Source organism: Syntrophales bacterium, from assembly GCA_023228425.1.
Taxonomy (GTDB): Bacteria; Desulfobacterota; Syntrophia; order Syntrophales; family UBA2210; genus MLS-D.
This window is the reverse complement of record JALOBE010000021.1, coordinates 1-25,795: the sequence shown is the minus strand read 5'-3', so window position 1 is coordinate 25,795 and position 25,795 is coordinate 1. Positions and strand designations below refer to the sequence as shown.

Here is a 25,795-nt window from a genome sequence, read left to right as displayed (position 1 = left end):
GGTTTAAATACCACGAAAGACAGATAAGAAGGCAGACTATGCCACAGAGAAAAAGGATTAAATCAGTACTTGTAGCCAATCGCGGTGAAATCGCCCTGCGAATCCTCCGAACCGTCAGGGAACTGGGCATGAAAGCCATTGCCGTGTATGAAAAACCCGATTCCAACGCGTTGTTTATCCGTTTCGCCGACCAGGCCATACTGATCGGGAGCGGTCCCCGGAAGGATTATCTTGATATCGATCGTATTCTCTGGGCGGCGCGGGTCAGCGGCGCCGACGCGATCCACCCCGGATACGGCTTTCTCTCCGAGAACCCTGATTTTCCCGAGGCCTGCGAAAAAGCGGGTATCGCTTTTATCGGACCTCCACAGGAAGTAATGAAGATCTTGAGCGACAAGGTCGTGGCTCGGGGAATCATGGAAAAGGCCGGCCTGCCCTTCATCCCCGGAACCGATGACCTTGCGGACGCAGAGGAAGGATTAAAACAGGCCCTCGCATTCGCTGAAAAGGAGGGCTATCCGGTAATGCTCAAGGCATCCGCCGGCGGCGGCGGGCGGGGAATCCGTAAAATTACCACACCGGAAGAACTCGCCGCCCAGATGCCGAACGCCCGTGCCGAAGCACGGTCAGCGTTCAACGACGACCGCCTGTACATAGAAAAAGGTATTGTCAGTCCCCGGCACGTGGAAGTTCAGATACTTGCCGATCATCACGGTACGGTGCTTCCCATGGGCACCCGGGACTGCTCCATTCAACGGCGGCACCAGAAACTGCTTGAAGTGGCCCCGGCGGATCTTCCCCCGGATGTGCTTGAAAACATATCGGAAACCGCTGTCGAAGCGGCACGCAGGGCAGGCTACCGCAATGCCGGTACCGTGGAGTTTCTCGTCGACTCAGAAACCAACCAGTTCTGGTTTATGGAAATGAACACGCGGCTGCAGGTAGAGCACACGGTAACGGAGGTTCTCACGGGTGTCGACATCGTTCGGGAACAGATACGGATCGCTGATGGTGAGTATCTGGAGATAGCCGACGCCTGTAACAATCTCATCGGGAAAGCGATCCAGGTACGAATAAACGCGGAAGATCCCAAGAACAACTTCATGCCCGAAGGTGGAAAGCTTGTCGCCGTGTACCAATCTCCGGGAGGCCCCGGTATTCGGCTTGACGGTATCGCCTACCAGGGCTATCGGGTTCCCACGGAATACGATTCGCTTCTGGTCAAGATGACTGTCAGGGGATACAACTGGGAGCAGGCTGTGCAGAGACTGCGCAGGGCGCTCAATGACTTCCTTATCGTAGGACCCAAAACGACCATTCCCTTCTACCTGGCACTGTGTGAAGAACCGGACTTCAAACGGGGCGTTTTTGATACGGCCTATCTTGAGAAACACCGGGAGATATTCGATTACCACGACCGGGAGAGGGAGATTACGAAACTGTCACGGCTGATAGCTGAAATACACGCCAAGAAACACAACCCCTTCGCCTCCTGATGGGCGGAGCGCGTGAAGAGATACAACAGGAAATTTTATGAGTGCAAAAAAGAGCCTTATCCAGGAAAGAATTACACCGAAAGAACTGAAACTCAAGGGCGTCGCCCATGTGCTCGACAAGATACGAAAAGCCGATGGGTATTACGTAACCAACAGCGAACGTGACCTGTCTCAGTCGGATTTTAAAAATCGGATCATGCCTCACACGCAGCTCCTGGTTTCAGGAGACCGGAACGAAACAGGATTTTTTTCCCTTGAGATAACGGGAGGTGCCTCCGTTCATGTGGACATGCTCCGCAAGCAGATCAATCCTCTGGAAAAGCTTGAATTGTTGAGCAGGTTCATGCCCGACACCATGTTTCAGACGCTGTGCCGGGGGATCAACCTCTTCGGATACCGGCCCTATCCGGACAATGTGGTCCGCATGACCGTGAAAAGTTTCGCGCGTTATGTCCACGTGTGGAGAGTTTTCGACTTTCTCAACCATATTCCCAACATGGAGGCCGTTTTCGAAGGAGTGAAGGCGGCGGACCGCATTCTCGAGCCTTCTATCTGTTTCTCCACCGGCGAAGAGCATACCGACGCCTATTACGTGAAAAAAGTGAGGGAACTGGTAGAGGTTGCCGGAGAAGACATTATCCTCTGCATTAAAAACCACGGCGGACTGGGAACACCGAAGCGGATCGGAGAGCTGGTGCGATCGATCCTGGACGTCTTTCCGGATCTCATCGTTCACTACCACGGACACAACACGGACGGAAACGACACGGGCCGCATCATTGCCGCCGTGACCAACGGGGCGAAGATCGTCGACGCCTCCGACCACGCCCTTACCGGATTCTATGGTCCTCCACCGTTACTGACCGTCGTGGACACCCTGGCCGACTATGGTCACAGGGCCATGGGCCTGGATCGGCAGAAGCTCATTGACGCGTCAAACCGTCTTCGTTCGGAGCGAAAATATTACAGCGAGTTTGAATCCCAGTTTTTCGGATTCGATCCTACCGTGCAGACCCACAAGCTTCCCGGCGGCGCCACGGGGTCGAGCTTCGAGCAGGCCGTCAAGGGAGGTTTTATCGATAAAATGCCGACAATTCTCCAGGAAGAACTTCCCCGGGTTCAAAAGGAACTGGGCAACTGGTGGAGTGTTACGCCGGGATCGCAGATTCTCTGGACAACGGCAGTCAGCAACGTTCTCGAAGGCAAACGCTATTCAAAGGCGAATGATGACCTGAAGAATCTCATGCTGGGTCGCTATGGAGAGCTTCCTTTCTACTGGCCCGCCGATGAGATTTACGAGGCCGTTTTCGGACCGGACTGGAAGAACATTGTCGAACGTGAACGGGGCTACCAGCACATTTCCGACATCGATGTCGACATTGAACGACGGGTTCTGGAGAAGCGTCTGGGCAGGGAAGCCACCGATGACGAGCTGGTCCTGTACCTGCAGCATCCCAACGATGCCGCGGCCTTCTTCAAGTTCGAGGAAACCTACGGCAAAACCTGGGTGCTTCCGCCCGACATATGGTTCAGGAGAGGCGGCTTCAATCTCGGAGAAGAGCATGAGTTCACCGACTATTGCGGCCAGAGCCATGTAGTGGAAATCGGTCCTATGAGAAGGACCAAGAATGGCGATGTGGTTACCTATTTGATGATAGATCATCACTCCCAGCCGCTTCTGACCGAAATGGATGCCGAAGGGGCCCGGATAGAGCGGAAACGAACTCTCTCCATGAAAGAAATCGTCGAGCTGGCACAGGTGGGGAACATGCTCTCTCCCCTCAAGGGTGTCGTGAATGCCGTTCCTGTGGATGCAGGGCACGATGTGGTAGCCGGCCAGGTACTTGTTGTTCTTGAAGCGATGAAGATGCTCAACAACGTGGAATCAAAAATCAGTGGAAAAGTAACAGAAATTCTGGTATCGCCGGGGGATGAAATTGACGTTGGTGATGCCCTGGTAATGGTGGAAAAAAAGAAGTAGTGCGCAGGACGGTTCGTTTTCCCTGAAGCCCTTTCAACGGTGCCGGTGACCCGGCATGCACCAGAAAAAGGAGGAAAGGATGAAAAAAGGAAAAATCACTGTTCTGATCATTCCACACGGCCGCCGGGCGGTTCGCGAACTGAAAGTATCGGTCGGCCTCATCACAACACTCACGTTTCTTTTCTTCATCGGTCTCGTGGCGACGGGATACCTGGGGAGCCGGTACATTGAATACAGGAAAAACCTGGTGGCTCTCGCGGAGTTGGAAGAAGCCCATCGGACCCAGGGGGAAAGCCTTTACGCGCTGGCGGAGAAAGTCTCCTATTTCGAAAAGAGAATCGCCGAACTCAACAATTTTGACCGCGAGATACGAATAATCTCCAATCTCGAAGTGGCCGGCGGGGAGGAAAACTTCTTCGGAGTGGGTGGGTCGTCACCGGAAGAAGACGAGGCAGTGGAGCGTCTCCTGGAAACGCAGCAGGTACTGATCGATGAGATTAACCGGGACATCGATCAGCTTCTCGAGGAATCGCTGGCCCAGGAGCGAAGTTTCCGCGAACTCGTAGAATACCTGAAAACGCAGAAATCGGTCCTTGCCAGGACACCCTCCATCTGGCCCGTTGTGGGATGGGTGACATCGGAATATGGAAAAAGAAAATCTCCCTTCACCGATCGGACTGAATTCCACAACGGTATCGACATAGCGGCTCCTCACGGCAGAAATGTCATGGCCCCTGCCGATGGCGTGGTGAAAGTGGTGAAAAACGACCGGCACATGGGAAAACTGATATGGATTGATCACGGTGACGAGGTGATGACCTGTTACGGCCATCTGCGAACCCAGTCCGTCAAGGCCGGTCAGCAGGTAAAGCGGGGTGAAGTCATCGGTACCGTGGGAAGCACCGGACGGAGCACCGGCCCTCATCTGCACTACGGCGTGCAGGTAAGTGGTGAATACGTGAACCCGCGGCGTTACCTCTTTTAGACAGACAGAGAAGTCAGTAACATTATCGCTACTTGGCAGGCTACTCCCGGTGCCGATGGTTGCCGGGTTTTTCATATGAGGGACCATGTTTCAATATCTTTTGAAAAAAATAGTGGGAAGCAGGAACGATCGTGAACTGAAACGATTGTCCCTGTATATCGATGAAATCAACGGCTACGAGCCGGAGATGCAGAAACTCACCGACGAGGCGTTACGAAACAAGACGATCTGCTTCAGAGAAAAGCTCGACCGGGGGACGGAGCTCGACGACATCCTGACGGAAGCCTTTGCCGTTGCCCGGGAAGCGGCCCGGCGAAACGTGGGCATGCGGCCCTTCGATGTGCAGTTGCTCGGCGGTATCGTACTGCATGAAGGGAAAATCGCCGAAATGAAGACCGGTGAAGGCAAGACACTTGCCGCTACCTTGCCCATCTACCTGAACGCGCTTTCGGGCAGGGGTGTGCATGTGGTTACCGTCAACGATTACCTGGCCGGCCGCGATGCCGCATGGATGGGCCCGGTTTATACCTCTCTGGGGCTCACCGTCGGGACCATCGTCCACGGAATGGACGACCGGCAACGGCGGGAGGCATACCGCTGCGACGTAACCTACGGGACGAACAACGAGTTTGGTTTTGACTACCTGCGGGACAACATGAAGTTCACCTTCGACGAGTATGTCCAGCGGGATTTTCACTATGCCATCGTCGACGAGGTGGACAGCATCCTCATTGACGAAGCCAGGACACCTCTCATCATATCGGGCCCCTCGGACGAATCGACGGACAAGTACGTAAAAATCAATCAGATTATACCCACTCTCAAGAAAGATGTCCATTTCTCGATCGATGAAAAGAGCAGGACGGTGGTGCTCACCGAAGAAGGCGTGGCGAAGGTTGAGAAACTGCTGAACGTGCAGAACATCTACGAACCCGGGAATATCGAAGTCCTGCACCACGTCAACCAGGCTCTGAAGGCTCACACCCTTTTCAAGCGTGACGTGGACTACCTGGTTTCCGACGGCCAGGTGGTCATCGTTGACGAGTTCACCGGCCGTGTCATGCCGGGAAGGCGCTATAGCGACGGTCTCCACCAGGCCCTGGAGGCCAAGGAAAATGTCAGGATCGAGCGGGAAACCAGACCTATGCCTCGGTCACCTTCCAGAATTATTTCAGGATGTATAAAAAGCTTGCCGGCATGACCGGTACAGCCGACACGGAAGCGGAGGAGTTCAAGAAAATATACAATCTCGAAGTGGTGGTCATTCCCACGAATATGCCCATGATCAGGGAAGATTGCGTCGACGTCATATACAAGACGGAAAAGGAAAAATTTGATGCCGTCATCGAAGAAATCAAGGAACTCAACGTCATCGGACGACCCGTGCTGGTAGGGACCATTTCCATTGAAAAATCAGAGCTTTTGAGTAAATACCTCAAGAAATACGGTATCAAACACAATGTTCTGAACGCGAAAAACCATGAGAAGGAAGCGGAAATCATTGCCGCGGCGGGTCAGCGAGGTGCCGTTACCATATCGACCAACATGGCCGGTCGGGGTACGGACATCAAGCTCGGTGCGGAAGTGGCGGAACTGGGGGGGCTTCACATTCTCGGTACGGAGCGCCACGAGAGCAGGCGCATTGACAACCAGTTGCGCGGACGGTCCGGGCGACAGGGCGACATGGGATCGTCCCGGTTTTACCTGTCCCTGGAGGACGATCTTCTCAGGATCTTCGGTGCCGACAGGATCTCGTCCATCATGGACCGGATCGGCGTTGAAGAGGGGGAACCCATTGAGCACGGAATTATATCCAAGGCCATCGAAAATGCCCAGAAACGTGTTGAAGGACAGAATTTCGATATACGGAAGCACCTGCTCGAGTACGACGATGTCATGAACCGGCAGCGGGAAGTCATCTACCGGCAGCGCAGGGAAATCCTTGCCGGGACCGACCTGTGGAGTACCGTGGACGAGATCGTCGAGGAACTCGTTGACGACATAGTCGAGGAATTCCTGAGCGAAAAACACCACGAAGAATGGAACCTGAAGGGACTGGATGATGTCTTGTTGAAGCAGTTTTCACTTCACCTCGATTTCGCGAAACGCGAACCGGCAGACCTGAACCGGGAGGAGGTGAGGGACGAACTCACGGAAGCCGTGAGCGGGCATCTGCAGAAAAAAAAGGAGGAGTACGGAGAGTCCATCATGGACTACGTGGCACGCATGGTCATGCTCCAGTCACTGGACGTTCACTGGAAAGACCATCTGCTGGCTATGGACCACCTCAAGGAGGGCATAGGGCTTCGGGGCTATGGCCAGAAAGACCCCGCCAGAGAATACCAGCGTGAAGGCTACGAGATGTTCATGGACATGGTGAACCGTGTCAAGGCAAGTTCCCTTGAAAAACTCTGTCTCGTCCAGATACGCCGCGAGGAAGAAGTCACTGAAATCGAACAGAAGCGCGAGCGTGAGTATGTGATGAGCCGGGGTGATCATGACGCGAAGACATCAACGGTGCGCAGGAAGGAAGCAAAGGTGGGCCGTAACGAACCCTGCCCCTGCGGGAGCGGGAAAAAGTACAAGCGCTGCTGCGGGAAATAGCCGCCGGGGACGGCAAGGCGTGGAGCGGTCAAACCATGTCAGAGAACCATAAAGATCCATCATCACTTCGAGTGCCCGGTTTCAGGGCGAACGGCATTGCCGCGGGCATCAAAACAAACGGCGGAAAGGACCTGGCCCTCATCGTTTCCGACCACCCGGCCCGGGCGGCTGCCGTTTTCACGACCAACAGTTTCAAGGCCGCCCCGGTTCTGCAGGATATGCGTAAAATCGTCTCCGGAACGGCGCGGGCCATCATTGTCAACAGCGGTTGCGCCAATGCCGCCACCGGGGAGCAGGGCGTTGCCGATGCCGGTGCCATGGCCCGGGTGGTATCGAGCCGCCTGGGCTTTCATGAAGACCAGGTGCTGGTTGCATCCACGGGAAGTATCGGCAAGCGTCTGCCCTTGGAGAGGATCGAGGGCGGGGCCGATGAACTGGTGGCGGGTCTTCGAGAAGAGGGCATGCAGGATGCATCTGAGGCGATCATGACGACGGATCGTTTCCCTAAAACGGCCCAGAGGAGCGTTCATCTGGGAGGCAGGGACATACGTCTCTGCGGTATCGCCAAGGGCGCCGGCATGATTGAACCGAACATGGCCACCATGCTCGCCTTCTTTTTTACCGATGCCGTCGTTGACGGACGGTACCTGGACCGGGTTTTCCGACAGGCCATGGACCAGAGTTTCAATGCCATTTCAGTGGACGGATGCATGTCCACCAACGACACGGCGATCATTCTGGCAAACGGGGCGGCGGGAAATGATCCGCTGAAGCCCCGTTCAACCGGATGCGTCATCTTTCGCGAAGCCCTTTTTGATATGGCCTTCCAGCTTGCCCGGCTGATGGTCAGGGACGGCGAAGGAGCCACAAAGCTTATCGACATCAGGGTGGAGGGATGCCGAAACCGTGGTGATGCAAAACGCGTTGCATACGCCATAGGCCGGTCCAGCCTGGTGAAGACGGCCTTTTTCGGCGGCGATCCCAACTGGGGACGTATCATTTCAGCCGTCGGATCAACAGGTGTTCCCCTTCATCCAGAGCAGACGGAACTTCACTTCAACGATCGTCTCATTTTCAAAAACGGCACGGGAGTTGTCGAAAACCACGCCGAACTGGAATCCATCATGAAAGAGGATACCATAGCCGTCCTCGTCAATCTGAACATGGGGGGCGGGTCATTCCGTCTCCTTGCCTCTGACCTTACCCATGAATACATTGACATCAATGCCTTTTACCACACCTGATTCCCCCGGAATCCCGTCGACGGCCCCGCCTCGTCGCGGGACAGCACCATTATGCCATTATCCAATCATCCGGAGCCGGAAGTGAGGGTACGAGGGAACGGGTTATCCTCAACACGATTCAAGGTCCCCACCGTGTCGATGTCGTGTCATTTATGTGAAATGTCTGGTAAAACATCGGCCCGTCGTCTAGAATCAGTACACGAGCTATCGTGAATCCATCCTTTCGCAATGAATCTACAACCATGAGAGGAGAACCGTCATGGCCATGATGAACGGGAAAGACTATGAGGAGAGCCTGCGTACACTGAACCTGAAGGTGTACATGTTCGGGAAGCGGGTGGAAAACGTGGTGGACGACCCTATCATACGTCCCTCAATGAACGCCGTGGCCGCCACCTATGAATATGCCCATCACCCTCGATACGAAGAGATTATGACGGCCACCTCCCACCTCACGGGGGAAAAAATCAACCGCTTTACCCACATACACCAGAGCAGGGAAGACCTCGTGAAGAAAAGCAAGATGGGACGACTCCTGGGATCGCTCACGGCCTGCTGCTTTCAGCGCTGCGTCGGCGTGGACGCCATGAATGCCCTGTCGATGACCACCTACGACATCGACAGAAAACACGGCACCGGGTATAATCGGCGTTTCCTCGAGTACCTCGAATATGTCCAGGAAAAGGATCTTACCTGTGACGGTGCCATGACCGATCCCAAAGGCGACCGGGGAAAGGCTCCGCATCAGCAGGCGGACCCGGACCTGTTCCTGCGCGTCGTCGATGAACGGCCCGACGGTATCGTGGTGAGGGGCGCCAAGTGCCACCAGACGGGTGCCGTGAACTCCCACGAGATCATCGTTATGCCTACCATGAGTATGAGCGAAGCAGACAGGGACTATGCCGTCTCATTTGCCGTACCTTCCGATACCGAGGGCATCGTCTACATCGTGGGTCGGCAGTCCTGCGACACGAGAAAACGTGAAAGAGGAACCATGGACCGGGGAAACCAGTTTTACGGAGGGCACGAGGCCCTGGTGATTTTCGACGATGTGTTCGTTCCCTGGGAACGGGTCTTCATGTACAGGGAGTGGGAATTTGCAGGCCGGCTGGTGGAACAGTTTGCCGCCTACCACCGACAGAGCTATGCCTGCAAGGTCGGCGTGGGCGACGTACTTATCGGCGCGGCCCAGTGTATCGCCGAATTCAACGGCGTCGACAGGGCATCCCACGTGCGGGACAAGATCGTCGAGATGAACCATCTGAACGAGACTCTTTTCTGCGGTTCGTTGTCCTGTGCCTGGGAAGGACACCGCGAACCCAGCGGAACCTGGCTTGTCGATGTGCTGCTGGCCAACGTGAGCAAGCAGAACGTAACCCGCTTTCCCTACGAGATCGCCCGCCTTGCCCAGGACATAGCAGGGGGTCTCATGGTGACCATGCCGTCGGAAGAAGACCTTCGATCGCCGGACGTGGGGCCATGGGTGGAAAAGTACTTCAAGGCCAACCCCGCGGTTTCCACCGAGTCACGGATGAGGATATTGAGGCTCATTGAAAACATAACCTTGGGATCGGCGGCCGTGGGATATCTTACGGAGTCCATGCACGGTGCCGGGTCTCCCCAGGCCCAGCGGATCATGATCTCCAGGCTGGTAAACATGGAGGCAAAAAAGGACAGGGCCAGAAAACTCAGCGGTGTTACGGATGATGCGTGAAAAAGCGAGGGCGGGACTGAACTGTTTCGGCGGCAGGGGTTTGCCTGCACTGTCCCGGAATCTTTTTGAGGGTGACTATAAAGCGGTGAGGGAAAGGCCCGGAACCGGATGAAGGGACGGACAGGGGAAACACAGGGAGGGGAAGATTGATGAGCGACCGGATACCGGACAAACCCTTTCCCCGCAGTTACTGGGTTGTGCCCGGCCGGTTCCTGGCGGGTTTTTATCCCGGCGACCGCCGTCCATTCCTCATGAAGGAGAAGCTTACAGGACTTCTCGTCTGTGGCATCCGCTGCGTTATCAACCTCCAGGAACCCGACGAGGTCGACCGGAACGGTATGTTTTTTATGGACTATGCTCCGGTGCTGGAACGGCTTGCCGGTGACGGGCCATCGGTGGTCTGCCACCGCATGTCCATACCCGATCTCGGTGTCCCGTCACCGGAATTCATGAAGCAGATTCTCAACCTCATCGATGAGACCCTGGAACAGGGCCTGCCCCTTTATGTCCACTGCTGGGGAGGCCGGGGGCGGACAGGAACCGTGGTCGGATGCTGGCTTGTCCGCCACGGTATTGCCGAAGGTGAGGACACGTTGCGGAAGATCGGGGAACTGCGCCGATCCGACCCGAGGAGAGACTGGCCGTCTCCGGAAATGCCCGACCAATTGGAAATGGTCCGCGCCTGGAAAGTGGGGCTGTGAACTCCGGGATTGTTCTGTCGCCGTGCCGAAGTATCCTGAATACCGGGAAATCCCGGCCGAAAAAAAGGCGCTCCGGTTACAGGAACATCCGCACCGGAGCACCATTCATTCCCTGAAGGAGCTTTTTACAAAGCTGTCCTCTGTCGGACGTTTTTCGAGATCGTCATCATTGAAGGATTCTCTTCCCGAAAGCCGTTAATCCTTCGCCATGTCTGTCTTCCACACTTCCCATACCTTGCCGACAAGGTGGGGGCCGGGTTTCAGCGTCATCTTTCCAGGCTTCCATCCTGACGGCGTGGCCTCGGCTCCTTTGCTTTCCCGTACGAGTTGGAAGGCCTTGATCTGCCTCAACGTTTCCGCCACATTCCTGCCGACGGGGGGTGTGAGAACCTCATATCCCTGGACGATACCATCAGGATCTATGATGAATCTGCCCCGGTTTTCTACACCTGCGTCCTCGCCGTACACACCGAAGGCTTTTCCCACCTTGCCGCCGCCGTCCGACAGCATGGGGAAGGGGACTCCACCGTCGACCATTTTTGATATTTCATGGTCGTCCCACATTTTGTGGACAAAAACGCTGTCGACGCTCATGGAAAAAACCTCGACGCCAAGATCCTGAAAATTCTTGTAATTATCGGCGACCGCCGATATTTCGGTCGCTCAGACGAAGGTAAAATCACCGGGGTAAAAGCAGAGGACTATCCACTTTCCAAGATGATCCGAGAGTTTGACTGATGTGAATTCACCCTTGTGATATGCCGGAGCTACAAAGTCCGGCGCCGGTTTCCCCACCTCTATCATCGTCCGTACCTCCTTTGCTGGTCCTGGTTGCGGTGGTTGCTGATCCTGCGCCCCTTCCGGCTTGCCTACCAGGCCGCCGGTCGGCCGGGCGCATCCCACGCTCTGTTCCGCCATAATCAGCCTCCTGTCATGGTTATCTGTTTCTGTTTCCTTGATTCCGGGGCACTGAAAGCCCCGGTGCTTCCGATTGTAACGGTTTCAATATCGCACAGATTCCAAGCCAAGTCAATGATCACCCACCTATGTGACCAGAGTCGCGATAACCCCTGAACTGATTGGTTTCATTGAACAAAGTAGCGCCGAAAGCCAGTGGTTCTCAAGTTTTAGCTTGACAGTCGGTTCCAATTGATCATTTATTGTCGGTCATAGGTATTCAGGACCATTTGAAAGGAAATCTATAATGCCGGAAAATCCATTGACCCTGCTCATGAACCCAAAGTCCATCGCTGTCGTGGGTGCGAACAACGACCCCATGAAAATGGGAACTATTCAGGCACTCAGCATTGTGAAGGACGGCTATAAAGGCGCCTTTTACCCGATCCATCTTACGGAAAAAACAGTCCTTGGCTACAGGGCTTACGCATCGGCCCGGGATCTGCCTGAACCCCCCGACCTGGTCGTTTTCATCGTTCCGAACAAGGCGATTACGGATCTGTTGGAGGATTTCGGAAAAATCGGGACCAGTCGGGCCATTATTGTCACCGCCGGTTATAAGGAAACAGGCGCGGCCGGCTTGGAGATGGAAAAGAGAATCATTGAAACGGCCGAGCGTTACGGGATGCGTTTCGTGGGGCCTAATTGCCTGGGAATCATCAATTCAGAGATTCATTTGAATACGACGGTGGCTCCCTTTCACCCTGGGCCGGGTCTGCTCGGGTTCGCCTCTCAGAGCGGTACGTACGTCACGCAGGCGCTGTCCTACCTGAGAAAAAGGGGAATCCGGTTCAGCAAGGCCATCAGCCTGGGCAATGAAGCAAATATCGACATTGTGGACGCCCTCGAGTACCTGGGTGACGACGAACAGACAAAGGCCATAATTCTGTATATAGAAGGAATACGGGACGGACGACGATTTGTCGATGCCGCCCGCAGGATCACGCGGAAAAAACCGGTAGTGGCTCAATATGTCGGCGGATCGGTCTCCGGAGCCCGTGCCGGGTTAAGCCACACGGGTGCCATGGCGGGTCCCGATTTCCTCTATGACGGTATCCTCAGGCAGGCAGGGATAATCCGTGTGGGCTCCATCGAAGAGCTCTACACCCACGGCTGGACGCTGGCAACGCAACCGCCCCTGGCCGGGAACCGCGTGGGAGTGATGACGAATTCAGGCGGGCCCGCGACGGCCATTTCTTACACCTGCGATCTGGTCGGGCTGGAAGTCCCCCGGTTCTCCGATGCCCTGCAGCGAAAAATCAAAAAACACATAGAGCCCCATGCATCGGCGGCGAACCCCGTGGACCTGACCTTTCACCTGGACATGAAAAAACTCGCCCTGACGTTGCCTGAAATGATGATTAAAAGCGGTGAAGTGGATGCCATTGTCCTGCACGGAGCCATGCAATCCGGGTTCATGAAAGAAATTCATGCCCATGTCGTCGACCTCGTCGGAGGTATCGGCGTGGAAGATTTTCTGCAGATGACCCCGCCCGTCAGCAAAGAAGCATTTGAGCTGACCCGCGGCTACGGTATTCCGATGGTAGTTTCATCCTTTTTCGGGGCTGAAGACGGTTACACGAAAGGGTACCTGGAAGCCGACACTCCGGTATTCCATTCTCCGGAACATGCCGCGCGGGCCCTGGGCTCCCTGTACCGCTACAAGCTGATACGGGAGCGGAAGCCGGCCGATTGGACCGTTCTTCCGCCGCCCCGTGAAACGGCGGTGGATAGTATCCTGCGGGCACAGGAGGCGGGCAGGAAGGCTCTGGATGAACATGAGGCCAAACGGGTCCTGGCCGCGTACGGTGTGCCCGTCGCCAGAGAGGTACTGGCCGTTACCGAGAGTGAAGCGCTCGAAGCTGCCGACAGCATCGGATATCCTGTGGCGCTCAAGGCCTGCAGCTGGGAGATCATGCACAAAAGCGGGGCGGGTCTGATCGCTCTCAACATAGACTCTGCCGAACGTCTCAGGGATGCTTTCCTGTCCATACGGAACGCGGCCGGGAATCCGGTTCCGGTGCTGGTGCAGGAGATGCTGCGCGGTAACAGGGAATTCCTGGCGGGCATGACCCGTTTCGAGGGATTCGGACCCTGCGTGGTCTTTGGTCTCGGCGGCGTTTTTACCGAGATCTACCGTGATACGACACTGCGCGTTGCTCCGATAGCCGATACCGATGCGGAAGAAATGTTTGAGGACATCCGCGCCAGGGAGCTGCTTCATGACTTCCGAGGCATGCCGCCTGTGGACAGTGACAGATTGCGGGACATAGTCAAGGCGGTGGGAACGGTGGCGCTTCTGCACCCGGAAATAGCCGAGATCGATCTCAACCCGATCATTATAAGCGGTGCGGACCCTGTCGTGGCCGACGCCCTGATCGTGCTGGGAGACACTCCGGCCTTTCAGGTACCCTGATGGCATCAGCGCTGCGCTTCATGGGCGTAGACCCCTGCCGCGGCAGAAGGCCTCACCGTCGGAGCGGCCCAGATCGAAGACTTCCTGGAGTCCTGCGGGGTTTGTGTAGTCCCATTTCGAAATGGAGATGGGCCTCGAGGGCTGGACGTAGGTCATGTTCGGCACCGGGGGTATCCGGTTGGTGTCGTACGTTCTCGTGAGAAGCACCAGGGTGTTTCCTCCCGAACCGCCAAGAATGCCCACGGGAACATTGTCCACGAGGCCCCCGTCCAGCACGGATTCTCCCCTCCAGGTGAGGAGGGGCGTTAAAGGCGGCGTGCAGGACGACGCGAGAATCAGATCCGCCAGTTCGTCGACGGTGACGCACTCCCTGACCGACACGACCCGGGGAGAGAATCCCAGGTGCCTGCCGAACGAGGGGTGCACCGGATCCTTGAGGTACCGTTCGGCCATGTAGCCGAGGATGCCGACCACGGCGGCACACCGTGCTCCCATCCGGCGCGGCGGGAGGCTGAGGAGTACCCGTATGTCGGGCCCCTCGTGGAGAATGCGCAGGGCGGAGGTATCGACTGCTTCGAGGATTGCCTTTCGATACATGCCGTAGTGGGGAAAGACGGGATCGCCGCCAAAAAAATTCGACAGATACACGTTCCGGCGGTTCCGGGCCGTGGCCTCCTTGAAGCGCTCCAGAGTTTCCTTCGTCTTCCCGGAAAAAACGACACAGGCCATGGCCGCCCCGGCACTCGCGGCGGCAACCCGCTTGGGCTGAAGTTCCATCATTCCCGAGATAGCATCCCAGAAGCCCACCTGCCAGAAGCATCTGGTTCCGCCGCCGGCAAAGACCACCGCGTCTATTGAGGGGGACGTTCTTGACTTCTTCAACTTGTAATCCGAACCGGGCCGTTCAGAGGAAAACAAGTTCGGTGACCCATTGATTTTCATGGAATATTTAAGCAGTAACCTTGTCTTTCGACTCGGGCACCAGGCCTGATGCGGTCAAGATATCCGTGACCAGTATGATTTTGTCAAGACTGACGGCTTCGCGCAAAGCGTCCCGGCCCGCCTCCGGCGGGCCTGCATCATACAACTAACGTGCCACATCGCTTATTCTGATGAAGCCGTTTCCTCAACAAATCTGTCGATCAATTCAGGCGTAAAATACTGCATGACCACAGCGTGGGAAAGTTTCCCGAATTCCGGAGAATCGATGCAGGCAAGCGCGTATTTGTGGACAATATCATCCGGGGGCCGGGTGAAACAGACTGTGTTGGCGAAGGGGTTTACCAGCGTGAAGTAGCCGATTTCTTCCAGTCGCTCGCGCAGGTAGTCTGTCATCGCCAGGGCGTGTTCCGCTTGCTTGCGGAAGCCTGATTCAGTGGTGGTCGTGATGCGCCAGAACATCTTCAGGGCGGCGAAACCGCTCCGGGAGCAGCTGATGGTCGGAATCACCCTGTCGCTCAGGTAAGAGATCGGCGTCGATTGAGTTTTTTCCAGGATCTCACGTTTACAGATAAAAACGCCGCATGGTTCGTTAAGAGAGATGAACTTGTGTCCCGATACAGCCAGGGAATCGAAGCACATCTTTCGCACATCCACGATGTCCCGCGCTTCCTGATTGCTGAGGAAAGGCAGGTATCCGCCCATGAGGGCCATGTCCACGTGGCGGTACACAGCGCGGGGCCTGACACGGTCAATGACGGCGTTGACAGCCTCCTGGTCGTCCACGGCGGATTTGAACGTACCGCCCACGGCAATCACGATCAGTGCGGGCCGGGAAGGATCGAGCTGTCTTTCAAGCTCTGCTGTATCCATGTGCCCAGCGGGCAACGCCTTGATGACACGCTCTTCCAGGTTCTGGATGTCGGCCAGCTTCTTTACCGAATAATGCGCCTCTTCCGATACATATACAATGGGGGCCATTCCTGTCTCGGCTTCGAGCAGCTTTCTGCCGAAATAGATCCCGTGCATGTTGCCGTCGGTACCTCCGTTGGTTATGACACCCCAGTAATTGTTTTCGAAACCATAGTGCCGTGCCCAGAAATCAAGAACCTTGCGCTCAAAAACATCCGTGTGCAGCATATCCCAGTCTTGCTTGAAGGGATCTCCCACGTTGATCAGCGTGAGATCGGAGAGCCCCCTGTCGACGAGCCATTGGTCATAGGCTTTCATGGACACGGAATGATTGAAAGGATATCCCCATTGGTTGTATTGTCTGTCAACCAACTCGGCGGCAATGGCGTCCAGCTCAGCCATGTCGACCCCCTGTGGGCGCTGATAGGTATTGAATTGTGTCATCCGTCGCTCCTGCTGTTGTCGGCTGCCCCGACGGGATGTAAAAGCTTCATTTGTAGTGTAATATTGAAAGGATATTGTTGCATTTGAAGCGAGTATATGAGACGGGTGTGTGTGAGTCAAGAGGTTTGTGTCCCGCCGTGTCCCGGTGCCCGGCAGGACGGACTTGGGGCGGCTCACTCAGTCAGCCCCTCATTCAGGTCGGAGGACCTGTTGCAGAAACTGACAACCGGCGGTAAGGATGGTATAGAGTCATCCCGTGGTTCCAACACGGGGAAGAGGGGAACCGCGGTCGGCCTGATGAGACTCGAGTCCGCTTTGACTCCTTCATAAGACCGCTGAACAAGTATATCATTTTGAGAGGAGAGACCCGTCCATGAAAGAAGAAAACCTGGTGTACCGGGGAAAGTCGAAAAATGTTTTCACTATTTCCGAAGGACCCTATGCCGGCAAGTATCGGCTGGTTTTTAAAGATGAAGCGACGGGCTACATGGAAAACGGAAAGCCCGTTTTTGACCCGGGATACGACACGGTCGTGGGAGAGATCCCCGGAAAAGGCGCAATTGCCTGCAGATTTGCCACTCATTTTTTTCGGTTGCTGAAAGAAAAAGGTGTTCCCTCACATTATATCGATACAGTCAGGGATAATGAAATGATCGTTGAGCCTGCTGAACCGCTCAATATGCCGGTGGATTCACCGGAATTCCCGGGATCGGCTCCACTGACGAATCTTGAGTTCACCTGGAGAAACAACGCCACGGGGAGCTTCTGGAGAAGATACCCCTTTGTGAAACCCTGCAGGAATCTGCACGGGGTCGTAGAGGCCTGGACAAAGGGAGATGTCGATATCCTCATTACCTTTGATGCATTGGAGGAAACAGGGGCGATGACCCGTGGAGAAATCACCCGGAGCATAGAGCTTGTCAAGAACATCGCAGAAATCGTGTCCCGGGAATTTGAGTCGAAGAATCTCCATGTTATCGACGGCAAATTCGAACTGGGGAGGCTGAAAGACGGTGACGGCACGATTGTGATAATCGACGAGATATCCCCCGATGTGTTGCGCGTATGCGAAGGATATTCTCCCGATGGCCGCGGCGACTGCAGCGCGTATAGACAGTGCACGGTGACGAACTACTCCGACGGCACGAGAACCATCAAGAACAGGAAACAGGTCCGTACGGCAGATTTCATGGATATATTTTTCTAGAAGAGATGAAGGAACCGGTCCGGCCCGTCGTGCGGGGCCGGGGCGCTTTGTACAAGCTCGTCACTATTGATCGAGGTCCCAGGCATTATCCCTGTTGACAAGAGCCTCATTTTTTTCATAGAGTGCCTCATCACTTCAAAGGATTAACGGTTTTTGAAAAAGTACAGTGTCCTGGCCGCATCTGTCCTGATGATGCTCTTCATCGGCTTTCATATGGCATGGAGTACATTTGTCCCTGTCCTGCGGCAGACCTACGGACTGACTACCGCTCAAACACAGACTATCTTCGGTACCTGCGTTCTCTTTGTGACGATTTTCATGTTTGTCGGGAGCCAGGTTGAAGCTCGCATCGGTCCCAGGATTACATCGATTATCGGCGGGATGATCTACGGGACGAGTTATATTCTGGCCGGTCATTCCAATGGATCCTATATCTCCCTTTTAACCTTGATCGGACTTGCCAGTGCCTGCGGCTCGGGGCTCTGTTACATGAGTCCCGTTTCCTGCGCGGCGAAATGGTTTCCCCGGAGGAGAAGCCTGGCGATCGGACTGGTTGTCGCCGGCTTCGGCGGCAGCGCCATATTTGTGTCGCGTCTCGGTGAATACCTGTTGATCCGGCAGGTCCCCGTTCTGAGTATTTTCACATACCTCGGTATCGCCTCACTCATTGTTGTTACAGTGGCCGCCCTGTTTCTGCAGAATCCTCCCGTCGATGAAAGCACGGTCATCAGCAACCCAAAGGCAGACAAGATATTGGCTGTCTTGAAGGATCGCAATTTCCTGGGTCTTTTCTGCGGGTTCTTTCCGGCATCCTGTGTCGGGTTAATCTGTATCGGCAACATTAAACCCTTCGGACTTTCTCTGGGCATGAATCTGGCGGTAGCGGGCATGGCCGTGACCGTCATGGCCGTTTTCAACACGGCAGGCCGCGTTGGCTGGGGACTGATCGGCTCCCTGATGGACGGAAAAAAGGCAATCTTCATCTCCCTTGTGAGCACCAGCATCGTCTGCCTGGCGGCGCCGTTTGCAATAACGGGCAGTATAACGTTCCAGAGTTTCGCCGTCCTTGCCGGGTTTAACTACGGTGCCTGCCTGGTGCTGTACGCCGCGGAAATTGCCCATATCTACGGGGCGCAGCGGATGGGGAGGATCTATTCCATTCTTATCGTTTTCAACGGTTTTGCCGGGTTTTTTGCTCCTCCTCTTGCCGGAAAAATGTTTGACTCCATGGGTACTTATTCAACGGTATTTTTACTGTTCGGCGGGCTCACCATCATCGGGACGTTTCTGTTCCATTTCATTTATCAACCTGGTGGCGTGGTCGAACAGAGAGGACGCGTTCCACAGAGGAACCGATGATCCGTGGCCCGGCCCGTCCGGCGTCACAATGAACTCCATGAGCGCTTTGTCACAGCGCCGGGGCAGGAAACGTCACGGCCGGAAAACAATCGTGCCTGCCGTTTCCCGCGGATGGTTCGTTCCCGTCCAGGTGCCGCTCGTTGGTGGAAATGACGGCAGGAGCCAAAGACAAAAACCCCGCGCGTCCCTGAGATAAACGGGATTTTAAGTGTCGAAAGGGGTATTGCAGGAGTTATACGGTCACGATGTGTATGTACCCGCGGACTTCGTGTCGTGCCTGCATACTATCGATGGGCAGGTAATTATACAGTTATCATTTCCTGCCGTCTGTAGTATCCTCACCGCAGAATCAATGTATCGAGGGTGGAGGCGGCCGTGCCGGGAGGTGACAACCCTGCGGCGCGACGGTTCTGAAAAAGGGGGATTGGCCATGATTCGATCGTTGGCTGACTTTACACGGATTGCAAAGGAAAAAGGACCCAAAAGGCTTGCCGTGCTGGCTCCGGAGGACGAGGAATTCATGCGGGCCGTCAAGACAGCCTGGGAGATGGGCTACATCGAACCTGTTCTCATCGGCAACGATGAGAAGATGGAACGGGTCGCGGAGCGGGTCGAATTCAACATCGACAGATTCGAGAAAATTCCCGGTACCGGGCAACAGGATATCTCTGACCTGGGGATTCAAATGATCTTCTCGGGCGAGTTGCCCATGGCCAGCAAGGGCCAGATTCCAACGTCCTTCATCTACCGCTCGATCATCCGCGAGGAGGCGAGGGCAGCCTCCGGCATGACCGTCAGCGTGATCACCTTCTGGGAGATACCCGGCATGGACCATCTGGTGGCCTTTACGGACACGGGCGTCAACATAATTCCCGACGCGAGGACCAAGACCAGGATCATCATGAACGCCGCCTTTGTCTTCCGCCTCATGGGAATTCCAAGGCCCAGAATAACCGTCCTGTCGGGAAAACGGGGGATAGGCCCCGATCTTCCCTCGCACCGGGACTACCGGTTCCTGAAGAAGGCCGCCGCAGCCGGCGAACTGGGAGACTGCGAGATCATCGAGGCCACGTCGTTTACGGAGATTTTTCGAGGTTCCTGCGGCCGGGATACGCTCCGGGAGGATACGGCGGGAGAGAAGATTCCCCACATCCTGCTGGTCCCCTGCCTCGATACCGGAAACATCCTCTGCAAGCTCGACTTCTTTCTCGATGTGACACGCGCCTCGCTGGTCGCCACGTCCAGGGGACCGGTGTGTATTCCCTCCAGGTCTGACCTCAGCGACAACATTGTTCAACAGCTGGCCATGTGTGTTGTCCTGGCGGACAACATGGAAAAGGTGAATGGGAGAGGTGGACCGACATGATCCCGCCATTTGAGGATATACTGAAATCGGCCATGGGAATGGAACCCAGGCGGGTTGTTGTCCCTTTCCCGGCAGCTGACGACATCCGTGCACTTTCCCGGGCCGCCGGGTCCGGCCTTGTCGTTCCCTGTCTGGTCGGTAATGGGGTGTCCTTGAAAAGATCCGTTGAACGGACTCCGCTGGCGTCCCTGAAACACGAGATTGCCCACGCGGCCGGTCGGAGGGATGCCCTGTGGCAGGCCATCACCCGGGTTCGGGAGGGCCTGGCCGATATGCTCATGCAGGGGGGTGTGCCTCTCCGTACCCTGATGAAGGCCGTCCTTGACCCTGTCATGGGTCTGAAGAAAAGGGGCGGGACACCGAGCTACATATCCCTCCTGGCACTCCCGAAGCAGGACAGGCTGATCCTCATCACGGACACCTTTCTGAACGACTTCCCGACCCTGGTCGAAAAGCAGGGTATCCTGAACAATGCCGTCCATCTTGCCCGTCTGCTCGGCATCGAGACACCGAAGGCGGCCGTCCTCGCCGCCATAGAGCAGGTCAATCCCGGCATCTCGTCGACCCTGGACGCGGCGATTCTCTCAAAAATGGGTGAACGCCGACAATTCGGAGCGGCCGTGGTGGAAGGGCCGCTGGACATCGATTGCGCCCTCAGCAAGGTCGCGGCGGACCGGAAGGGTGTTGTGAGTGCGGTGACCGGGAATGTCGATATCTACCTGGTTCCCGAAATCGATACAGGTTATTTGCTGGTTGAAGCACTGGTATACTTCGGAGGAATGGACACGGTGGGTCTTGTCGCGGGAACAGCCGGTCCGGTGATCCTGAAGCATCCCTGCGTGTCCGAAGAGAACCGGATTGTGGAAATCGGCCTGGCCGGACTCCTGTGTGCCGGGGAGGCAGACGGTGGATAAAAACCGCAGTCTTCTCATCATCAATGTGGGCTCCACGTCGACGAAGGTTGCCTGCTACCGCGGTGAGCAGGCCCTGGCCCGGGACACCATCGTCTACCATGTTGATGATCTGGCCCGGTATGCTTCGCTTGCGGACCAGTTGCCCCGGCGCGAGCAGGACGTCATTGCCTTTCTGGATAAACACGGTATCGAGACGGCGGGAATCGATATGATAGTCAGCCGGGGAGGCCTTGGCCGTCCGGCACCCGCGGGAGCTTACCGTGTGGATGAAGCCATGTGTCGTGACCTTCTGGAGGGAACCTACGGAAAACATCCGTCCGCCCTGGGGCCGGCCATGGCTTTCAATATCTCGAACCGATACGGTATTCCCGCAATAGTGGTGGATCCGCCGAGTACCGACGAGCTTGAACCTCTTGCCCGTGTGTCGGGAATACCCGAGATTGAGCGCAAGAGCGCTTTTCACGCCCTGAATCAGAAAAGTGCGGCACGATGGTGCGCCGCCGGGATGGGAAAAGCATACGAGGAGATCAACGTCATTGTGGCCCATCTGGGCGGTGGTATCACCATCGGCGCCCATCGGAAGGGCCGGGTCATCGACTGCACCCACGGGCTCGCGGAAGGGCCCTTCACTCCCGAGCGTGCCGGGGCACTTCCGACGATAGACCTGCTGGAGATGGTCTTTTCCGGGAAGATGGACAGACAACAGATCGAGCGTCGTCTGGTGGGCGAGGGAGGCCTGGCGGCGTATCTGGGTACGACGGACGCGCGGAACCTGGAAGAACGGGTCCGCGGCGGCGATGAAGAGGCGGAACGGATTTTTGAGTCACTGGCCTACCAGATCGCCAAGGACATCGCTGCCATGGGAGCGGTTCTTGCCGGAGAGGTCGACAGGATCGTCCTGACGGGCGGGTTGGCCCGTTCGACCATGCTCACCGACTGGGTCGGCGGAAGGGTCCGGTTCATAGCCCCTGTTGTGATCTTGCCCGGTGAGGATGAAATGCAGGCGCTGGCGGACGGTGGGGTCAGGGTTCTCAGGAATGAAGAGAGCGTCAAGTCCTACCTCGGGTAACGGTTATCCAAAGACTGACGGCCTCGTAAAAAGGAGTCCGGATGCTGCGTTGCGCTGTATCCTTTCATTCTTCAGGGTGTGCGCGCCTTGCCTCAGGGAACTTTTTACAAAGCCGTCCTCTATCAGACGTTTTTCGATTTTTTACGAGGTGAGAGAAGGCTGTGAAGTCACTAAAAACGCTGCGCGCCGTCCGGCATGAAGGAGATGAGGCAGATTAAGCTTGACAGAAAGCGTATTTTAGTGCATTTTTCACCGAACCTGTTTTTGTGGATTTAGGAGGCAATTTAATTATTTACACCAGTCAAAGGGGGAGAGAATGAAAAAGATCGTTATCAGTTTTGTTGCCGTCCTGTTCCTGTTTTGTGCGGGGAACCTCTATGCTCAGGACGTGATCAGGCTTGGTGTTGCCGGGGCGCACAGCGGGGACCTCGCATCCTACGGCATTCCTTCATCCCATGCAGCCAAGCTGGTGGTCGACGAGATTAACGCCAAGGGCGGCGTCCTCGGGAAGCAGGTGGTCATCATGCAGGAAGACGATGTGTGCAGGCCTGAAGTCGGCGCGAACGTTGCCACGAAGCTCGTATCGAACAATGTTGACTTGGTGCTCGGACACATCTGCAGCGGTTCCACCGAGGCCGCATTACCCATCTACAAGGATGCGGGTATCGTTGCCATGGCCCCCTCGGCCACGAAGGTGGAATTGACGAAGTCCGGTGATTATCCGAATTTTTTCAGGACCATTTCCCCTGACGATGCCCAGGCGAAACTCCAGGCGGATTTCTGTATTGAACAACTCAAAGTCAAGACCGCGGCTGTTCTTCATGATAAAGGAGCCTACGGAAAGGCGCTGGCTGAAGAAGTGAAGCAGTACCTGGAAGAAGGGAATGTCAAGGTAGTGCTTATGGAGGGAATTACCCCCGGTGCCGTGGACTACTCGGCGGTGATCAGCAAGGTGAACCGTTCCGGAGCCGAGGTCGTGATCTGGGGCGGATACCATCCTGAGGCGGCAAAACTCGTCACCGGCATGAAGAAAAGGAATATGGATGTGATATTCATCGGTCCCGACGGCGTTCGGGACGACACCTTCATAAAAGTCGCAGGTGAATACGCCGAGGGCGTTTACGCCACGGGTCCCATCGATACCACGTCGTACCCTCTTGCCATCGCCGCCATCGAACGGCACCGTGAAGTCTACGGTTCCGATCCGGGCGCTTTCTATCTGAATGCCTACGCGGCCGCCATCGCGCTGCTCAACGCCATCGAGAAAGCGGGATCCACCGACTATGACAAGATCGTGCATGCCCTGCGGACCGAATGGGTTGAAACGCCATTGGGGGAAATAAGCTTTGATGAACGGGGCGACGCGATAGGTATAGGCTTTGCCATGTACCAGGTTCAGAACAACGCGTACGCGGAGGTGGGAAAGTAAGTCAGGGAACACATGCGCACAAGGGAGCAGGGTTCACTGCTCCCTTTCATTTTTCAAATAGAGGGCGGACCACAGGATAACCAGCCTGTAGAACCATGGACTACTTTTTTGAACTTTTTCTCAGCGGCATCACCCGGGGGAGCATCTATGCCCTGATCGCGCTGGGCTATACCATGGTTTACGGAATCATCCAGCTCATCAATTTCGCCCACGGTGAGATCTACATGATCGGGGCCTTCACGGCGCTCATCTTTGCCAGCGCTTTTTCCCTGCTGGGCATGAGCGGTCCCTCCCTGCTGATCCTGGTCGGCGTTATTGCCATGATTTACTCGTCGGCCTATGGATACACCATTGAAAAAATAGCCTACAAACCTCTTCGGGGTGCCCATCGACTTTCCCCCCTTATCAGTGCCATAGGCATGTCCATTTTTCTCCAGAACTACGTGCTCCTGGCCCAGACCTCGGATTTTCTTTCCTTCCCGAGCCTGATCAGGGAGTTTGAATTCATGGCTCCCGTTTCCCACATCATACGCTCCTCGGAGCTGATCATCGTCGTCACCACCGTCATCGCAACGCTGGTTCTGACGTTGTTCATCAAGTTCACCCGTATCGGCAAGGCCATGCGCGCCACGTCCCAGGACAAGACCATGGCCGTGCTGCTGGGTGTGAATGTAAACCGGGTGATATCAACGACCTTCATTGTAGGCTCGGCTCTGGCAGCCATCGGCGGAGTCCTCATATCGTCCCACATCGGCCAGATCAACTTCTACATCGGGTTCATTGCCGGCATCAAGGCATTCACCGCCGCTGTCCTCGGCGGTATCGGCAGCATTCCCGGAGCCGTCCTGGGAGGCATGGTACTCGGCTGGACTGAAAGTTTCGCCACGGGCTACGTGTCCAGTGACTATGAAGACGTCTTTGCCTTCGCATTGCTCGTGCTCATCCTTATCTTCAAGCCCACGGGGATACTCGGCAAGGCTTCGACGGACAAGGTGTAGCGTTGCCGGGCGGCCGGATCCATGGAAAGAAAAGCTGACAGCCTTATCAGACGTATGGGAACTGAAATCGGGAAAGCCCTGATCGTTTCACTGTGGTTCATGTTCCTCACCTTTCCTATCATGGTCATCAAGATCAACCCCCTGGAGCGCTCCATTGACTGGCGCTGGATAAACCTGCTCTACGTGGGAGCCGCCGCGTTCTTCCTGTCCTTTGTATGGCGGTACCTGATGGAGCGCAAGGAAGTGGGTGCCGGCAGGGATGACACAATGAGCTGGCAGAGGCGTGTCGGGCGGTCGATCCGGTCGGATTCCCGAATTTACCTGCCCGGCCTGATTCTGCTCGTCATCTTTGTCGTTCTTTTTCCTCATTTTTTTTCAACCTACCAGACGTCGATAATGATCACGGCGCTCATGTACGTCATGCTTGGGTTGGGCCTGAACATCGTGGTGGGTCTCGCGGGTCTCCTCGACCTGGGGTACGTAGCTTTCTATGCCGTGGGTGCCTATTTTTACGCCCTCATGAACTTCCATTTCGGGCTGGGATTCTGGATGGCCCTGCCCATGGCAGGCCTGCTGGCCACCGTCTTCGGCGTCCTGCTCGGCTACCCGGTGCTGCGTCTTCGAGGTGACTACCTGGCCATTGTCACCCTCGGTTTCGGGGAAATCATCAGGCTGATACTGGAAAACTGGAGCGAGTTTTCCTTTGGTCCCAGCGGCATTGCCGGCATTTCCCGGCCCGGCAGCTTCGGTGTCTCCATGACCCTCGACCAGCACATGATCTACCTCTACTACATCATGGTGGCCCTGGTCATCTTCACCATCATCGTGGTGAGCAGGCTCAGAAACTCACGAATCGGCAGGGCATGGATCGCCCTCAGGGAGGATGAAATCGCCTGCCAGGCCATGGGAGTGGACAAGACAAAGACAAAGCTCTCGGCCTTTGCCCTTGGCGCCACCTGGGCCGGGTTCGTGGGTTGCATCCTGGCCGCGAAGACCACCTTCATCAATCCGGCCAGCTTCACGTTCCTGGAATCGGCCATCATCCTGTCCATCGTGGTTC

General features: G+C 55.9%; 20 protein-coding genes. 17 read left to right on the top strand and 3 right to left on the bottom strand.

Translation table 11 applies throughout. The features are described from left to right. Window positions 1–38 precede the first annotated feature (38 nt). From M0Q23_08525 to M0Q23_08490, 8 genes are all read left to right on the top strand, one after another. Entirely contained in the window at window positions 39–1,496 is a 1,458-nt protein-coding gene (locus tag M0Q23_08525) for an ATP-grasp domain-containing protein (GenBank protein MCK9528666.1), read from the top strand. 37 nt (window positions 1,497–1,533) lie between these two features. Continuing rightward, window positions 1,534–3,477: a pyruvate carboxylase gene (locus M0Q23_08520; protein ID MCK9528665.1), complete on the top strand. Its 1,944-nt coding sequence runs from the start codon at window positions 1,534–1,536 to the stop codon at window positions 3,475–3,477. Between the two features lie 79 nt (window positions 3,478–3,556). Then, complete coding sequence (locus M0Q23_08515; GenBank protein MCK9528664.1) at window positions 3,557–4,462, top strand: M23 family metallopeptidase; 906 nt, start codon at window positions 3,557–3,559, stop codon at window positions 4,460–4,462. 85 nt (window positions 4,463–4,547) lie between these two features. Further along, window positions 4,548–5,663 (top strand): hypothetical protein, encoded by a 1,116-nt coding sequence (locus M0Q23_08510; GenBank protein ID MCK9528663.1) that lies wholly within the window; start codon window positions 4,548–4,550, stop codon window positions 5,661–5,663. Next, window positions 5,639–7,066: an SEC-C domain-containing protein gene (locus tag M0Q23_08505; protein ID MCK9528662.1), complete on the top strand. Its 1,428-nt coding sequence runs from the start codon at window positions 5,639–5,641 to the stop codon at window positions 7,064–7,066. Before M0Q23_08510 ends, M0Q23_08505 begins: the two co-directional genes overlap by 25 nt. Before the next feature lie 35 nt (window positions 7,067–7,101). Continuing rightward, window positions 7,102–8,310, top strand: coding sequence for a bifunctional glutamate N-acetyltransferase/amino-acid acetyltransferase ArgJ (argJ, locus tag M0Q23_08500; protein ID MCK9528661.1), 1,209 nt, complete (start codon window positions 7,102–7,104; stop codon window positions 8,308–8,310). A 259-nt stretch (window positions 8,311–8,569) separates the two neighbouring features. Beyond that, window positions 8,570–10,024 (top strand): 4-hydroxyphenylacetate 3-hydroxylase family protein, encoded by a 1,455-nt coding sequence (locus M0Q23_08495; protein ID MCK9528660.1) that lies wholly within the window; start codon window positions 8,570–8,572, stop codon window positions 10,022–10,024. A 149-nt stretch (window positions 10,025–10,173) separates the two neighbouring features. Then, window positions 10,174–10,725: a hypothetical protein gene (locus tag M0Q23_08490; protein ID MCK9528659.1), complete on the top strand. Its 552-nt coding sequence runs from the start codon at window positions 10,174–10,176 to the stop codon at window positions 10,723–10,725. Between the two features lie 195 nt (window positions 10,726–10,920). Here the strand turns inward: M0Q23_08490 and prxU are convergent, their stop codons facing one another. After that, the gene (gene prxU / locus M0Q23_08485; GenBank protein ID MCK9528658.1) at window positions 10,921–11,643 is read right to left on the bottom strand and encodes a thioredoxin-dependent peroxiredoxin; all 723 of its coding nucleotides are present in this window, start codon (window positions 11,641–11,643) and stop codon (window positions 10,921–10,923) included. 286 nt (window positions 11,644–11,929) lie between these two features. Here prxU and M0Q23_08480 point away from each other — a divergent pair, with 286 nt between their 5' ends. Further along, window positions 11,930–14,098, top strand: coding sequence for an acetate--CoA ligase family protein (locus tag M0Q23_08480; protein ID MCK9528657.1), 2,169 nt, complete (start codon window positions 11,930–11,932; stop codon window positions 14,096–14,098). Between the two features lie 18 nt (window positions 14,099–14,116). Here M0Q23_08480 and M0Q23_08475 read toward each other — a convergent pair whose 3' ends face one another. Beyond that, entirely contained in the window at window positions 14,117–14,980 is an 864-nt protein-coding gene (locus M0Q23_08475) for a patatin-like phospholipase family protein (GenBank protein MCK9528656.1), read from the bottom strand. Window positions 14,981–15,202: 222 nt separating this feature from the next. Beyond that, window positions 15,203–16,393: an aminotransferase class V-fold PLP-dependent enzyme gene (locus tag M0Q23_08470; protein MCK9528655.1), complete on the bottom strand. Its 1,191-nt coding sequence runs from the start codon at window positions 16,391–16,393 to the stop codon at window positions 15,203–15,205. Between the two features lie 373 nt (window positions 16,394–16,766). Here M0Q23_08470 and M0Q23_08465 point away from each other — a divergent pair, with 373 nt between their 5' ends. The 8 genes from M0Q23_08465 to M0Q23_08430 form a co-directional block, all read left to right on the top strand. After that, window positions 16,767–17,600, top strand: a complete 834-nt coding sequence (locus tag M0Q23_08465; protein MCK9528654.1) for a hypothetical protein — start codon at window positions 16,767–16,769, stop codon at window positions 17,598–17,600. 153 nt (window positions 17,601–17,753) lie between these two features. Beyond that, complete coding sequence (locus M0Q23_08460; protein ID MCK9528653.1) at window positions 17,754–18,959, top strand: MFS transporter; 1,206 nt, start codon at window positions 17,754–17,756, stop codon at window positions 18,957–18,959. A gap of 430 nt (window positions 18,960–19,389) precedes the next feature. Then, window positions 19,390–20,325 carry a phosphate acyltransferase gene (locus M0Q23_08455; GenBank protein MCK9528652.1) on the top strand — a complete coding sequence of 312 codons (936 nt, stop codon included), beginning with the start codon at window positions 19,390–19,392 and terminating at the stop codon, window positions 20,323–20,325. Beyond that, a complete protein-coding gene (locus M0Q23_08450) occupies window positions 20,322–21,239 on the top strand; it encodes a phosphate acyltransferase (GenBank protein ID MCK9528651.1) in 918 nt (305 codons plus the stop codon). Before M0Q23_08455 ends, M0Q23_08450 begins: the two co-directional genes overlap by 4 nt. Beyond that, window positions 21,232–22,308 (top strand): butyrate kinase, encoded by a 1,077-nt coding sequence (gene buk / locus M0Q23_08445; GenBank protein ID MCK9528650.1) that lies wholly within the window; start codon window positions 21,232–21,234, stop codon window positions 22,306–22,308. The genes M0Q23_08450 and buk overlap by 8 nt, the downstream gene beginning before the upstream one ends. A 316-nt stretch (window positions 22,309–22,624) precedes the next feature. Next, the gene (locus M0Q23_08440; GenBank protein ID MCK9528649.1) at window positions 22,625–23,737 is read left to right on the top strand and encodes a branched-chain amino acid ABC transporter substrate-binding protein; all 1,113 of its coding nucleotides are present in this window, start codon (window positions 22,625–22,627) and stop codon (window positions 23,735–23,737) included. A 95-nt stretch (window positions 23,738–23,832) separates the two neighbouring features. Then, entirely contained in the window at window positions 23,833–24,735 is a 903-nt protein-coding gene (locus M0Q23_08435; protein ID MCK9528648.1) for a branched-chain amino acid ABC transporter permease LivH, read from the top strand. Window positions 24,736–24,756: 21 nt separating this feature from the next. Beyond that, window positions 24,757–25,795 (top strand): branched-chain amino acid ABC transporter permease (locus M0Q23_08430; protein ID MCK9528647.1); only part of this gene is annotated, 1,039 nt, incomplete at its 3' end.